Raw genomic sequence first — 14747 nt, 5'->3', positions numbered from 1 at the left:
TAAAATTTGCCCCCCTCTAACCCCAGCCGCGTCATTGGATACAAAAAATACTACATCTTTTGCAATATCGGCTGACAGCCTTCTTCGGCCAAGTGGTGTTTTTAGATGAAGAATTTTCCCTAAGCACGAATAAAAAACTAAGAATCAATACATTATATAGATTGATAATTTGATGACACTTAATATTCGGAATGTTCGTTCCGAATATTATACCTTTACGGAACATTCATTCCATTAAAAAAAAAGAAAGAAAAATGAGTAAATTGAAAGATAAGATTGCCGTTGTAACTGGTGGTACTTCGGGTATTGGCTTTGCTACAGCCAAAGCATTTATTGCGCAAGGTGCAAAAGTAGTGATCACAGGGCGGAAACAATCAACTCTTGATGTGGCCGTTAGCGAATTAGGCAGTAATGCGGTCGGAATACGTGCAGATGCTTCTAGTATAAAGGATACAGAAAATTTAGCAGCGGAGGTTAGGTCGTTATTTGGAAAGGTAGATATCTTGTTGGTAAATGCTGGCGGTGTTGAAGTGTTTGAGCCAATCGGACAAATTACCGAAGAAACTTTCTATACCATTTCAGGTGTCAACTTTAAGGGCGCTGTGTTTACTACCGAAAAGTTTGTTCCACTTTTGGTTGATGGCGCATCGGTTATCCACCTGGCTTCTGTGTCAGCATTTTCATTTAATGCTGGTAATGCCATTTATTCAGCAAGTAAGGCAGCGTTAGTAGCCTACAGTAAAAATGCTGCGTTTGAACTGGCAGGAAGAAAAATACGGGTAAATGTGGTAGAGCCTGCTCTGACTGAAACCCCTGGTATCCATAAGGGTGCTTTTGCAAACGATGAAATCCATACCCACATCAAAACTTTGATGCCATTCAAGCGTTATGGAACCGCTGAGGAAGTAGCTGGATTAATTACCTTTTTAGCTTCCGATGAGGCATCATTTATATCGGGAAGTGAAATCACCATTGATAGTGGCGCTTCTATCAACGTACCTATGCGGCTGTAATTTTTTTTGCTCAAATACGGAACGATTATTCCGAATTACTTACCTTTGTGAAATTGCTAAATTCACAAAGGTTTTTTTTATGGCACGCACAAAGGTATTTAACGAAGCTGAAGTCTTGGATCGGGCAATGAACCTGTTTTGGGAGAAGGGATATCATGCAACATCTGCACAAGATTTGGTTGACGGACTGGGCATTAGCCGGTCCAGTTTGTATGACACTTACGGCGATAAACACTCGCTTTTTGTAATGGCTTTGAAACGATATCGGGAGGAAAGAATCGATCCGGTAATTCAAGGTGTAAATAGCGCTGATGATATTGAAGCTTACATCAGATTTATTTTTGAGGCCGTGAAAGAAGATGCGCTGAGCGAATCCCGATCAAGGGGCTGTTTCATGGTAAATTCGGCAGTAGAACTGGGAACAGTTGACCGTGATGTAGCAGCCATTGCAAACGACATCATGAAAGACACGGAAGATATGATAACTAAAGCCATCGAGAAAGGACAACAACGAGGTGTGTTCACCAAAACGCATTCCGCAAGTTCATTATCAAGGTTCATCTTTAATTCGTTGAACGGACTTCGGGTAACAATGAAGTTCGATGCAAGCAAAAAAATGTTTGAGGACATTGTTAATGTCTGTCTCGCGAGCCTAAAAGCATAATTGGATATGGTGTTGAACCGCTTGAATGCCTTTCGAGCTTGCTTAATACTTTGTTGAATAACAGGAGAATCTGTTGGTATAATAGCAACGAGAACTTAAATGGCAATGAAGCATTTATCGAATCATTTCCTGTAAAGCGGTGCTCTTTTCAGCAGGTATTCTAAGGGCCCGTTATAAGAACCGTCGGTATTACTCAAGAAGGCTTTGTGGCTTTCATTATAGATACTGGCATTATTATCCATGTAAATCTGCAGGCTTACGCTCACATCAAAACGCTGAACGGCACTACTGCTCGAAGACCCATAACTCGATATACCTTTAACTTTATCCGCATCATCCCTTTTCACACTCGAATTGTCGCTTGCAGAGGTATAACTGGTTTGATAGCCCTTATTTTGGGTGACGGTACCATCAATTACATATTCGACGCCAAGGATATCGCAAATATTTTTCATCGTAAACCCAATCATTTTATCTTTGGTTGCACCCGCCTGGATTAACATTGCATTAGTGGTGCGGGGATCCAGGATGGTATATCCGGCCGAATGCTGGCTAAGTAGTGCAAAGGCATCTTGCTGGGCTTTCAATCCGATGGCATCTGCACCCGGTTGGTTATCCATTAAAAACGTAAAAGGCAATATAGCGATCTTGTTATGGTGGTCAGCCGGAGTTGCCGTCATTGCAACCTGATCTTTCTGTCTGGTTTCAGCGGGTGAAGCCGTTTGAGAAATCGTTTCAATCCGTCCACTGGAATGCACAATTTGTGCAATGTCTGATTTTTTTATCACATATTCTGCAGTTTCACCATCGTATACAAAGGAAACATCAGCGTCTGTAATCCTGATTATTTTACCTTTAATTTCTTCCCCATTATTTTTTTTAATTACATCTGGTTTTTGATTTCCCTGGTTTTGGGCAAATGTGCTTACTGTCACCATCAAACACATTAAAATAAGGTAGATTTTTTTCATGTTGTTGTTTATTTTTTCTCAAATAAAAATAATAAAAATATACGACGGACTGATGAAAAAGCTAAAGAAATATTGAAACAATGCAATTCCGGAAATGTGTTAAAAGATCCTAAAGAAAATATCCCCTACCAGACACTAAACCTTGTAGATCAACATTTTACTGAACAGGCTTATGTAAACAATTCAGTCTGTATAAAACTTCAACTTAAATCAAATTTGGAAACTGACATATTTGGATACATTTCAATTTTTATTTAATATTGAATAAGCATGCCCTACCATGAACTCTAAATTTACACGGATTATCATTATCCTATTGTGTTTTGTTTTTTTCACCGTTTCCACTTCAGGACAAACAAAATCTGAAGGGAATGTTGAGACAGATTCCGCAAAAGTCAAAACCAAAGGTTTTATGGCCCGGATGCAGGATTTCGCCAAGAAATCTGCCAGGGAAAGTATCGAAGATTTTAAGTCAGATAAAGTGGCCATGGTTCAGCTTGAGGTTATCAACCAGATCAGGCTAACTACTCAGGATGCCAAAGGTTATTTAAAGACCATTACAGATACCTTGGCATTGAAGAGAAAGCTCAAAAAATTAAGGGAAGATTATCTCATCGCAGCTGAAGGGGTACTCATCAATAGAGGTACAACTCAAACTTATAGAAATCTTGCATCAACAAAACGGGTTCTGAATGCACTTACCTTAGATGCAAAAAGAAGCAAATCGTTACTGGATATCACTCAAAAAGAGTTGGCATCTTTTCACTATAGGATAGATTCACTTTCTACTGCTCCTGAACTATTTGTTTTCCCTAAAGATTCCGCTCAGACAATGGATTATGTGCGCACACTGGCAGCTGTTGCTATAGATGCTGCGCCAGTTGACTCGCTTTTGAAATCTACGAATAGCAAGGTCCAAAAATTGTTATACAACTATAACATTATCATTAGCGAGTTTCAAAACGCAGTTGAGCAGGTAGAAGGTTTTGAGCGGCAAATGGCAAATGAAACAGTTGCTCGCGAGCTTCCAAACATCTGGCAAAAGCAACTTCACTTCAGACCATTTAAGGATATCGTTAGCTTTTCGCTAACTAAAAACATGTTAACCTTAAAGTTTTATGCCGTTAATAACGCAGGCAAACTTTGCCTAATTATTTTTCTCGCACTCTGCTCTTATATTTATTTAAACGCACTTCGGGCAATTTACCTGGAAAAGGGATTATTGACAAAAGAGATGAATGGCCAATTAGCAATAAGGTATCCGGCATTATCAGCTGTACTAATTGTGCTAAGTCTATTTCAGTTCCTACTCTTGTCTCCTCCATTTACATTGAGTTTCATCATCTGGATAATTTCCTGCCTGTGTCTAACAATTGTTTTCAAAAACTTCATCACTCCCTACTGGATGAAGGTTTGGCTGCTTATGGTCTTATTTTTTGTCTTCGCCTCAGCAGGTAATCTGCTTTTGCAAGCTTCCAGGCCAGAGCGATGGTATATGCTCACATTATCTTTGATTGGTGCTGTAGCAGGGATTATCATCCTTAGACAAAAAAGAAATGTTGAACTCCGCGAAAAATGGATAGCCTATTCCATCCTATTCATGGTATGCGTTGAGGGCCTTTCCATTATTTTAAATATTTACGGGCGTTTTAATCTGGCCAAGACGTTATTTCTAGTTGGCTTCCAGAATGTAATCATTGCTATACTATTTCTCTGGGTCGTTCGCCTCATTAACGAAGGATTGCTGCTCGCATTTGAAGTTTATACCGTACAGGACAAGAAACTTTTTTATGTAAATTTCGGCAAGGTTGGTGGTAAAGCACCATCGCTATTGTATGCACTTTTGGTGTTAGGCTGGGTACTTTTATTGGGGCATAACTTCCCCCTATTTGAATTTCTTTCAAAACCGGTTACTGAATTTATGAGTGCTAAGCGGACATTGGGAAATTATAGTTTTAGTATAAATGGTATACTGCTGTTTTTTATTGTGATGACCATCTCCGTCATTCTCTCCAAGATCGTTTCCTTTTTTACCTCTGATGATCATTTAATCAGCAGTAAGGGTACGAACGAGAACAGCCGCGGCCTGGGAAGTTGGGTATTACTCCTGCGGATCAGCATCTTGTCAATAGGTCTTTTTCTTGCGGTAGCTGCTGCAGGCATACCTATGGAACGCATCACTATTATCATTGGTGCGCTGGGCGTAGGCATTGGCTTCGGCCTGCAAACATTGGTAAACAACTTGGTCAGCGGACTGATTATCGCATTCGAAAAACCTGTAAATGTTGGTGATATCGTAGATATTGATGGCCAGGGAGGCACCATGAAATCCATTGGATTCCGAAGTAGCGTAATTAGTACCTGGGATGGTGGAGATCTGGTGATGCCCAACGGCGATCTGCTCAATTCTCATTTGATGAACTGGACACTATCGGGAAACCGCAAACGTTTATCGATGGAGATCGGCATTGCCTACGATACCGATTTGCAAAAATGCAGGGAAATTATCTATCAAATCCTGGAAGATGAAGATAGGGTGCTGAAAAACCCTAAGCCGGCGGTTAACTTCGAGCTGTTTGGCGACAACGCTATTGCGCTCAAAATTCAGTTATGGACCCGGCATTTAAAAGACAATAATCCAACCAGAAATGACCTGATTATTGCTATAAAAAATGCTTTTGACCAAAACGGAATTAAAATTCCTTTCAGTCAACATGAGGTTTATCTCCATCAAGCGACAAATCCGAAAAGTCTGGATAGGGAAAAATAAATCGATGATATAAATAATAAGCTTTAACTTATAACCGGTAGGATATGCCTAGTGTTGCAAATATATTATACATATTAAAGGAGATACCGTTAAAGGAATCAGGAAACACCGGTCTCAATCCCCACTGCAAATCTGCCTTGACCGAAAAATTTTTATACACCAGTTTCTCACCACCTGCAAAGATCCCGATGTCAGTTTTGCGTTGTTTTTCATCAAAATTGAAAGTAGCACTTGTAATTGTGATTTTTTCTCCGAGCGAATCACCTTTTCTTAAATATCCATCGGAAACACTTCCTGAAAATGAAGGTCTGATTAACCTGGCAGCATAAAATCCCAGCTTGATTTTCCAATGGTTATTGGTCAGATAAACAGCATAGAGTGGAAGCGAAACATATAGGTTTTTAACATTTGTTGTATTGGTTCCACTGAAGTCCCCCTCCACGGAGGCGTCATCCACGGAAACCTGTGTATGAAAATACTGGACACTATCCTTAACACTCATTCCCTTCCCGTCCATACGCAGACCAGTACCAATTCCCCAGTGTTTATTCAGCTTAAAGATCACCTCATAACCAACGGCTGGGGAAAAACCCGGAGAGTAGCTATCTATTGCTCTGATGTTTTCCGGGAAAGACACTGGCGCCAGGCCGCCAATATTGTATCCGATAAAAAAAATGTGCTCCAATCTACTAAACTTCACTTTGGTCGTTTCCTGTGCGAAAGCCAGGTTCGCTCGGAAGAAGATCATCAATACAATTAAGAATCTACGCATATTCATATTATTTCGGGATGACCGCTAAATTATCTACTACAAGCCTGCTGCCCAATGCGCCACGGTACCGGTCGCCTTCTTTACTTGATGAAGCGACGATGGTCATCATCAATTTGCTTCCTGGTTGCGCTGTCCAGCCTTGTTTATAAACAAAAGGAATTTCAAACTTTGTAAAATCTGATTTCCGTGAACCGTCACTTAAGACAGCCCGGGCAACAACACGGTCTGAAGTTAATATATTGGTACCATCAAGGCGTTCAGTACCCTCAAACAAAACGGCATATATAGAACACTCATCCGTCTTTCCCTGAACAATGTTCTGATTTTCGTCCTGAAAGCTGGCGCCCGGACTGTACTTATAATATCCTGTAAAACGATCAGGCAGGCCGACATATGGTTCCCCAAATTGTGTGGCAGCAAGAGGCTGAATCAATACCGATGAGGGATCAAAATTACCGATAAATAAAGAACCGGCATAAAGATATATTCCTACAAATGCTGAAAGTGAAGTTCCTTTTATGGTTACCATTTCCGCGGCACGACTTCCTTGATAACCATCATTGGTTGATCTGGTAGGGTAAGCCAGGGGATCCTTTGCCACACCTGAAATTGCAACTCCTTCATTACCAGAACTCCATATGGCGGTATTGTTATCTTCTAAAGGATATTCCCATTTATCGTCGCTATTTTGTCCCCATTTTTCGAATTCAAAACTCCAATCACCTACATTGATCACCTGCACAGTATAGGTCTTCTTGTTCTCCGATCTTTCGGCAGTAACCGTATAAATTATTTGTCCGGAAGCAGAAAAATTTATTTTCGCTCCTGATGCCGGACTAACAGTCGCATGATTCGACACCGTAATGGTAGGCGTTACACCTTTGTCAAAGGCTTCCTTTGTTAAAAACAGCAAAATTTTTCTGTTAGCCTGGTCTATAAAAGTGTTCCCTGTAAGTTCTTTTGGATCCAGATCGAATGAGACAATATCAGCTTCGGGATTCTTCGGGGCATCTTTAATACAGGAACCCAAAAATAATATGATGATAAAAACAGATAAAAAGACTCGCATATTTTAAAGATGATTTAATAGGTATTTAAAGTTATAAATTACTTAGAGGAATAAAAACTCAATTTTTCATTAATTCACTGATACACAAAAATTTTAAGTCTTAGCTTTTAAACATACATCTATTAATAGCAAAAGATTATTTAACAAATCGGTGCACAAGGATATTTACTTTTTAATCCTGCATCGCAATTATTTTCAGAAATACAAACCGATCAACTGCGATCTGACTGTTAAGTTTGCAAAACGATTCATGCCCATTTACCATAGAAATGCAGTTAAACCCAAACCCAATGTGATGTTGTCAAATCTTACTTTTTCTGAGCCTACGTTCTTGAACGCATAAGTTCCATCCGGATTAATTTGGTCAATGATGTCCATCGAAAAATCGTTATCTGAATTAAAATAGCTAACAAAAGCTTTTATACCGATATTTCGCTTAATTTGCTTTTGTACTCCAAAGCCCGCTGACCAGCTAAAGGCACTTTGAGGCTTGTAACGGTAATACGGGAGTTCATTTGTACGGAAAAGTTCCTGATAGTTTTCTTTTATTCTCAAAATGATTTCCCCTTTTGCACCTGATGCAGTCCCAGCCCCCAGCTTTCCGGTAATAAACCAGTTTTGAGATAAAGGAAAACTGAAGTATGGACCTGCATGTATATACCGTATACCCATCGGCTGCGTATAGTGTCCATCACTGACCAATGCCACACCAGAATCGTTAAACGATAGATTATCATCATTCATAGGAAAACTGGAAAAAGCGAATTCTCCGCCCAGCCCGATATATCTACTAAAAAAATAGGCTCCTTCCAGTCCAAAATTGAATCCGCTTTTAGCAAATAAATCTTCTGTCTTTTCTGTAAGGTCTCTACTTAATCCTTTAGCGTAAGCCAGCCTCAGTTCCAAAAAACTCGGATGCAAAGTTACAGGAATGGGATTGTGACGCAATTTAATATGCTCACCATGGTCTTTAAAAATTTTATCAGCAACCACATAGCCTAATTCTGTAGACAGTATACCTATGCCGGCGCCTGCAAGAACATCCGAAATCCAGTGCCGGTTGTTGAGTTCGCGTCCTACCGCCGTAGCAGTTGCAGCGGTAAATGCGCCAATGCTGTAAAGCGGAGATTGGAACTGTCCGTATTCCTTATGGAGAAAAGTGGCATTCATAAAAGAATTCGCCGTATGCCCCGAGGGAAATGAATTTCGTGTACTTCCATCGGGTCTTTCTACTCTTGCGGTATATTTTACAGTATTAACTACAGAGGCCATTATCGCAGCAGAAAATGCATAAGAAACAAGTGCTCGCCCCATTTTGTGCTTACCCTTTACTCCGGCAGCATTTAACCCAAGCACAGCCGCCACAGGAGCATATTGAAGATAATCGTCATAGTGGTATCGAAAAGTTGGAAGATAACGATTCCTGAAAGCCCTTACATATTTTCTTATTCCCCACGTTCCCCCGCCAGCGGCAATCAATATTACCGGTATGGTTGAAATTCGAAGGGCTTTTGAATTCCAGAATGTATTCTTGATGATGGTACTGTCTAAAACCTCGATCTGCTGAGCCTTCGGTTTAAAGGTTATACACAGATTCATCAAAGTGAAGAGAATTAGGATGTAAGCGATTTTCATAGAACAAAAGTGAATTAACGAATCGAAATTGTGGGTGAAGACTTGTATTTGGAGCGGAGAACTTCTTCGTGTTTCTTAAGCTTCCGTTCAGACTTTATTCCAACACTAGAAGCAAAACCTGTTAGAAGTGTCTTAATCCAGTAATTAAAAACAAATTTATTCCGGTTTCTTTCAAATAACATGAATGATGGTTTGAAATTTTTCTTACGTAGCATCATATTTAAAAAATCGCTTTCTGCTAAAATCAGCAAACTTTTGTGATTTAAATTTCGCTTATCCAACACGCTAATGCTCAGGTTTTTGTAAGGAAGGAAGATTTCTCCCCTTGCGAAATACTTATTTCCTTCCCATTCTGCATTAATCCCATCGGTATCACCCTTGTTAATTTCTAAAGCGGCAAGTGGGATGCTTACCTGATTTATTTCCCTCAAATTCATCGGTGAAAGGCTAAGCCTTATTTTGAAAGTTGAAAGCGAATCCTGATAAGATTCGCGGTAATTTATCTTGACACTTGTTTTTCCAAAAAGACTAGCATGGCCGTTTAGTTTCAGGCTATCAGCCGAAGCTTGTTGGTTATTAAGATTGGTAATATCTGCATTGATATTGTTTAGGATAATCACCCCTTCCCTGCCGGTAGCGAGCGATGTTTCGCTGATATTGACCTGGCCATTTGTTACTTTGATTTCGTGGATAGAAACCGGAATTTTGAGATTAGCAACCAGTTTGGAAGGCATTGGTTTTTCCATAAAGGGTCGCTCCTTCATCCGCTTATCCCGGCTGGAATTAAGCGTTAAGCTATCAAGGATTATTGATGAAACATTAATTTCATTACCACAAGTTGTTGCAGAAAAATGCATGCCTTCAGCAGTTAATCTACCTGCAGCGGCCTCAAGATAATCTGTTTGCCAGGGATTTTTGGTTCTAAATTCTTCAAGTGACAATAGCGATCTATAGTTAATACCTTTTGCATTTAAAAAGCTTTTTTCTGGAAACCAGGATAAATTTTGAACGGTAATTCTTGAATCAGCATTCTGAATGTTAATACCCCCGTTTTTAATGGTTAGCTTATTAATAAACTGCTGCCAGTTCAGCTTTCTGCCTATGTTTATATTGAAAGCCGGATCAGTAATAGACATGGACATATTTCGAAGATTTAAAGAATTATTCCCCTTTCGATAACTAAGTGCAAGATTTTCTGCCTGTCCAATCACGCTACCTGAAAAACTAAAAACACTATCTAGCCTGGCGAGCTCAACCTCCTTGATCGTCAATGAAACGGGTGCTGATATTGTAAACAGCTGATTTGCAAAATCTAATGATTTCAAGTTTAAAGTAAACGACCTGGCAGAAAGTAGCTTTCGACTATTTTCGTATCCGCGAAGTTGATGAATGACAAAATCAAATCTGCTGATTGGATTCTGCAAAATAGAATCAGTAGATATTTGATTGAATACTCTTCCATTTCTCACTGTAATTTCCTTCACTTCTAAACCAGTTGGTACCACGATTGAAGTAAAAGGCTTGTCGACTGTTGCTCTTTTATTTGAAATATAGATTTCCGGACTATTGAACTTAAGATAATCTAAAGATGATTTTTTTAGATTTGTTGAAGATAATCCAGCTTTGAAATCAAGCTCAGGTACTTTTAAGATATCATTTCCGGAGCGCAATAAAAGTTGTTCTACACGATTATTCCCGTTAGTGTGAAGATTAAGTTTTGATGCCATTAGACTCATTTTTTTATGATAGAGGTGCAACTGCTCCAACTCGCCACCTACCTCAAGCCATTGCAACTCAGCTAAACTGGAATTGATTTCTCTGGCAAAAAATGCCTTTCCCATAAATTTTGCCTGCAAACCTGGGCTATTTAAATCAAAATAAAGCTGTTTAATATCAAGTCGGCCAAGATGAACCTTCGGAAAAGATTTATTGACTGTTTTAGGTACTGGATTCCTTTTCACGGCAACATTGAGTTGTCCGATTTTCATGGAATCAATAAATATCATTTTATCACGCTGATAAAGATCCCAATCAAGCCATTCCCAATACAAATGTTTTGCCTTTATGAACGTTCCATCTGAAATTTTAATGTCAATGGATTTGGCCCTGTTGTGTCTGACTTTTCCATAGAAAATATAGTCAAAAAGATTTAATTTAAGTTTGGGTGAGCTAACTTTCATCCGCCTAAAACTCAACATTGGAATCGCATGCTTAATTTCCAGCGTAGTATCACTATTTAGCATTCTCTCAGCCAAAATGTTTGCATTTAGTTGATCTACAGTTAATGCGACTGCATTCTTTTTTTTTGAGCGAATCATCAGCGTTCCATTTTTAATATTAAAACGTTTGACGCCAAAAAGACTTTTAACTACATGAAACATTTTAAAAACGTTTCTGAAATCTGCTTTATTTCCGACAGCTTGATCAGGTTTGGCTAATGAGCTTATTTTAATAATAGGTCTAACCAAATCTGCCTGTTCAGCCATAACTCTTTTCTCTAATAGTGCAGCAAAACTTACACTTTTCAGCATCAATAAAGGCGTTTCAAAACTCAGACCACTGTGCACCTTCGGATTTACTTGTCCATAGTTAGCATTAGTAAAAATAACAGCATTCTGATCGAACGCCATTTCATCAACACTCAATTGCGTTTTACCATCTTTAGATTTGAAATTTAATCTATCTGCATCAAGTTTTATACGCTGAATTTGTAGCGCATTTCGCCTGCCCGGTTTAAACTTTAGGTCATAAATCTGTAAATCCACATGATCACTACCATATCTGGCACCAGTTGCAAAACCAGCCTGTCTTGCAAATATACCTTGCTCTACATTAATAAACTTAAAATGGATTTGCTTGAACAGATGCCTCATTCTGGATTCTCCTGGAGGCTGATATCGTCCAGTAGTTCCTTTTAAATCGATAATGGGTTTAAAAAATTCGAGGGTATCTATGTTCAGCTCGTCTTTTTTAAAAATATCTGCTATTTCATCAGACTTAAGTTTGAGCTTCTCTGAGGCAATGCTGGTTGCTGTATTTCCTGAAGCAGTCCTGGCAACAAAGTAAAAGGAATCGAGCTGCAAATACTTTTTTCTCCCTGAAAACCTCAAATATGAAAAGGACATGGAGTGAACTCTATCCGGTAGGTTAATTTGTTGTTTTCCAATTTGCAAATCAAAATCATCAGCATTGAAAAGATTTTCCCTGGCACTTAGATTAGAAAAGTTCCTTAGCGAAAAATTGATGTTATCAATAGTCAATCTTTCAGGATGCAGCTTGCTTTTAAAGGCGTAAGCGGCATTGCTGATCTGTAAAGATTTCACTCTTAAATGTCTCAACAGACGATGCAGCAGTAAGTTAATATCTCCAACATGGGGATGTTTTCTTCTGATGGGGTGATACTCATGCTGATGATAAAAGATTAAAGGAGAATTAATTGTCACACTATCTACAATCAGCCGCTGATGAAAAATCAGTTCTTTCCAGGAGTTCATCGCAAAATAAACCTCCTTCAGTCGTACCTGATAATGACCCCTAGTATGAAGCGTATCAACCGCATAAAGTACTGCATTTTTTATGGTCAGATTTTTTTTGAACAAAGATACCTCGATCTCACCTGAATCAAAATCATAAGCATGATTGGATTTATCTTTTACGGCAAAACGAATGAGGTCTTTGAACCGATAATCTACGATATAAAAAAAAACCAAACCCAAAATAATCCTGATGCAGAGGAATATTAAAATTCGTTTCCCCCATTTCTTCTGTTTTGGCGAGAGCTTCATTTGAATAGGCTGATTTAGAGATAAATATAACCAATAGTAAGAAAGATGTCAAATAATTAGATATGCTTTAAAGGAGTATCATGGGCATTGTTTATGCAGCGGTTACCCGCCGAACACTAGATGATAAAAATCCAAATGGCTGGATTCCTGAACAAAAAGTCACGACAGAAGAAGCATTAAAAGCCTACACGATTGATGCGGCCTACTCAACGTTCGAAGACAACATAAAAGGATCATTGAAAAAAGGAAAATTGGCAGATTATGTGATCTTGGAAAAAGACATTACTAAACTAAATCCGGTTCAAATTCAATCGGTAAAAATTTTAAGCACCGTGGTTGGCGGTAAGGAGGTTTTTAAAGCTGAAAAATAACAAAAGGGATCCTGATCAGGATCCCTTTTAAGATGTATGAACATGCTAAAATTTACTACGGTTTGAAGCTAGATTTATTACAATAAACTTTTAAGATTAATTTACAAACTTCCTTAACTCGATTTTTTTCTTTTGCTGGTCTCGACTGATTTCCAGTAAAATATTATTTTTAGCTAACATTCTTAATTGTTGCGTAATCTGATCAACAGAGTTGGGACTTATTTTGTTGATGGAAATGATTTCGTCGTCATTATCAGTGATTAATCAATACCAAAAGCTTCTTGTAAGTGGTTAGGGTAATTTTTCAAGTCGCCTGCGATATCACCGTCTTTAAAAATATCGAAGCAATTATAGTCTTGCACAATTTCTACTCCACAGAAACGATAATTACTTGTTATCTGGATTAAAACATCCGCTGTATTTCTTCCTTCGAACAAAGTTTGCGAAGGGTCACCGAAACTAGCTTTAGGTGCATTCCATGTTGCGCAAACCATAAACTTTTTACCTTCCATTTTTCCACCTGTTCCGTATTGTTTCGTAAGGTCTTCTCTTGTTCTGCCATCACCAGAGAGAAATTTTGCACTTTGCAAGCCGCTATTGAAAACCTCATCCACATACTTCTTATAAATCCAAGGTGCACCAAACCAATTTATTGGAGTTTGCAAAATGATAATATCTGCTTCAATATGTTTTTCTACTTCTTCATTTGCATCATAACCATTTTCCACTTTGGTTTCTAACACTTCGAACCCTTTCTCTATAAAAAAATCTTTAGCTTTCTGGTTAAATGAATCATTTAGTAACCCTTCTGACCAGTTAGGATAAGTTAAATGCGTATTGATTAATAGTACTTTTTTTGCTGAAGTCATTGTAATTCTTATTTAATGTTCTGATTATTTATTTTGTTTAAAGACCGAATACCTTTTTTAAGTATTTAGGATAGTTTTCTAAATCTTCTTTAATATGTGTGTTATGGAAAACATCGTAGCAAAAGTATCCTGGAAGTACAGTATAACCTATAAATGAATAATTAGCGCCAATGTTAAATAGCGCATCATCGGCACTCTTACCTTTCCAAAGTGGTTGTTTTGCATTGTTAAAACTTTCTTCCGGTGCGTTCCAAGTTGCAGAAAGTAAAAATAGTTTCCCTTGCATTTTTCCACCTGTTCCATATTCTTTAGATGGATTGGTTTCTGACCGCCCATCACCATTAAGAAATTTTTGACTCTTCATTGCGCTTGTAAAAACTTCATCTACATATTTTTTATAAATCCATGGGGTGTTTTCCCAATTCACAGGGGTTTGCAACACCACAATGTCTGCTTTCATGTGTTTTTCAACTTCTTCATCCACACGATAACTATCTTCAATTTTCGTTTCCAGCACGTTAAAATTTTGTGAAAGAAAAAACTCTTTGGCTCTTTCATGGAACGCGTTATTGAGTTTTCCTTCAGATAAGCCAGGATAGGTTAAGTGAGCATTAATGAGCAATACAGTCTTTTTCTTACGGACTTCTATTAATGTGGTTTGGGCATTAATTTTTACTGAGAACACTAAAAGCAAGATTATTAGTGTCGGAAAGATTTTATATTTCATTTGTATGTTCTATTATCATGCAAAATTAACTGCAGCAGAAAAAACACACAGAAACAGATTACCAGAAAAAAAGAAACAAATTACTGATAAACAAAAAACGC

At 38.3% G+C, this 14747-nt stretch carries 11 protein-coding genes; 4 read left to right on the top strand and 7 right to left on the bottom strand.

Translation table 11 applies throughout. The features are described 5' to 3' along the window. The first annotated feature begins 254 nt into the window (after positions 1–254). Together EA772_RS13540 and EA772_RS13535 are read left to right on the top strand one after the other, a co-directional pair. Entirely contained in the window at positions 255–1013 is a 759-nt protein-coding gene (locus EA772_RS13540; protein ID WP_124913670.1) for an SDR family oxidoreductase, read from the top strand. 79 nt (positions 1014–1092) lie between these two features. Then, complete coding sequence (locus tag EA772_RS13535) at positions 1093–1677, top strand: TetR/AcrR family transcriptional regulator (RefSeq protein WP_010600424.1); 585 nt, start codon at positions 1093–1095, stop codon at positions 1675–1677. Between the two features lie 122 nt (positions 1678–1799). Here the strand turns inward: EA772_RS13535 and EA772_RS13530 are convergent, their stop codons facing one another. Then, a complete protein-coding gene (locus tag EA772_RS13530) occupies positions 1800–2648 on the bottom strand; it encodes a hypothetical protein (protein WP_010600423.1) in 849 nt (282 codons plus the stop codon). Positions 2649–2928: 280 nt separating this feature from the next. On the opposite strand from EA772_RS13530, the gene EA772_RS13525 reads away from it, so the two are divergent. Next, positions 2929–5418: a mechanosensitive ion channel family protein gene (locus EA772_RS13525; protein ID WP_124913669.1), complete on the top strand. Its 2490-nt coding sequence runs from the start codon at positions 2929–2931 to the stop codon at positions 5416–5418. A 28-nt stretch (positions 5419–5446) separates the two neighbouring features. Here the strand turns inward: EA772_RS13525 and EA772_RS13520 are convergent, their stop codons facing one another. The 4 genes from EA772_RS13520 to EA772_RS13505 form a co-directional block, all read right to left on the bottom strand. Beyond that, entirely contained in the window at positions 5447–6190 is a 744-nt protein-coding gene (locus EA772_RS13520; protein WP_168187544.1) for a porin family protein, read from the bottom strand. Between the two features lie 7 nt (positions 6191–6197). Next, positions 6198–7259 carry a PCMD domain-containing protein gene (locus tag EA772_RS13515; RefSeq protein WP_124913667.1) on the bottom strand — a complete coding sequence of 354 codons (1062 nt, stop codon included), beginning with the start codon at positions 7257–7259 and terminating at the stop codon, positions 6198–6200. Positions 7260–7517: 258 nt separating this feature from the next. Beyond that, entirely contained in the window at positions 7518–8894 is a 1377-nt protein-coding gene (locus EA772_RS13510; RefSeq protein WP_124913666.1) for a phosphatase PAP2 family protein, read from the bottom strand. Between the two features lie 14 nt (positions 8895–8908). Next, a complete protein-coding gene (locus EA772_RS13505; protein WP_124913665.1) occupies positions 8909–12679 on the bottom strand; it encodes a hypothetical protein in 3771 nt (1256 codons plus the stop codon). Positions 12680–12759: 80 nt separating this feature from the next. On the opposite strand from EA772_RS13505, the gene EA772_RS13500 reads away from it, so the two are divergent. Then, positions 12760–13050 (top strand): amidohydrolase family protein, encoded by a 291-nt coding sequence (locus EA772_RS13500; protein WP_124913664.1) that lies wholly within the window; start codon positions 12760–12762, stop codon positions 13048–13050. Between the two features lie 260 nt (positions 13051–13310). Here the strand turns inward: EA772_RS13500 and EA772_RS13495 are convergent, their stop codons facing one another. Next, positions 13311–13919, bottom strand: a complete 609-nt coding sequence (locus tag EA772_RS13495) for an NAD(P)H-dependent oxidoreductase (RefSeq protein ID WP_124913663.1) — start codon at positions 13917–13919, stop codon at positions 13311–13313. A 37-nt stretch (positions 13920–13956) separates the two neighbouring features. Then, entirely contained in the window at positions 13957–14646 is a 690-nt protein-coding gene (locus EA772_RS13490) for an NAD(P)H-dependent oxidoreductase (RefSeq protein ID WP_124913662.1), read from the bottom strand. Positions 14647–14747 lie beyond the last annotated feature (101 nt).

The organism is Pedobacter sp. G11, assembly GCF_003860265.1.
Lineage (GTDB): Bacteria > Bacteroidota > Bacteroidia > Sphingobacteriales > Sphingobacteriaceae > Pedobacter > Pedobacter agri.
This window is presented reverse-complemented; position numbering and strand designations above follow the sequence as displayed.

What these genes read in the sequence shown, in the direction of transcription:
- EA772_RS13500 (WP_124913664.1), top strand. Translation starts at nt 12,760, where the DNA reads ATGGGCATTGTTTATGCAGCGGTTACCCGCCGAACACTAGATGATAAA.
- EA772_RS13495 (WP_124913663.1), bottom strand. Translation starts at nt 13,919, where the DNA reads ATGACTTCAGCAAAAAAAGTACTATTAATCAATACGCATTTAACTTAT.
- EA772_RS13530 (WP_010600423.1), bottom strand. Translation starts at nt 2,648, where the DNA reads ATGAAAAAAATCTACCTTATTTTAATGTGTTTGATGGTGACAGTAAGC.
- EA772_RS13535 (WP_010600424.1), top strand. Translation starts at nt 1,093, where the DNA reads ATGGCACGCACAAAGGTATTTAACGAAGCTGAAGTCTTGGATCGGGCA.
- EA772_RS13540 (WP_124913670.1), top strand. Translation starts at nt 255, where the DNA reads ATGAGTAAATTGAAAGATAAGATTGCCGTTGTAACTGGTGGTACTTCG.
- EA772_RS13525 (WP_124913669.1), top strand. Translation starts at nt 2,929, where the DNA reads ATGAACTCTAAATTTACACGGATTATCATTATCCTATTGTGTTTTGTT.
- EA772_RS13505 (WP_124913665.1), bottom strand. Translation starts at nt 12,679, where the DNA reads ATGAAGCTCTCGCCAAAACAGAAGAAATGGGGGAAACGAATTTTAATA.
- EA772_RS13515 (WP_124913667.1), bottom strand. Translation starts at nt 7,259, where the DNA reads ATGCGAGTCTTTTTATCTGTTTTTATCATCATATTATTTTTGGGTTCC.
- EA772_RS13510 (WP_124913666.1), bottom strand. Translation starts at nt 8,894, where the DNA reads ATGAAAATCGCTTACATCCTAATTCTCTTCACTTTGATGAATCTGTGT.
- EA772_RS13490 (WP_124913662.1), bottom strand. Translation starts at nt 14,646, where the DNA reads ATGAAATATAAAATCTTTCCGACACTAATAATCTTGCTTTTAGTGTTC.
- EA772_RS13520 (WP_168187544.1), bottom strand. Translation starts at nt 6,190, where the DNA reads ATGCGTAGATTCTTAATTGTATTGATGATCTTCTTCCGAGCGAACCTG.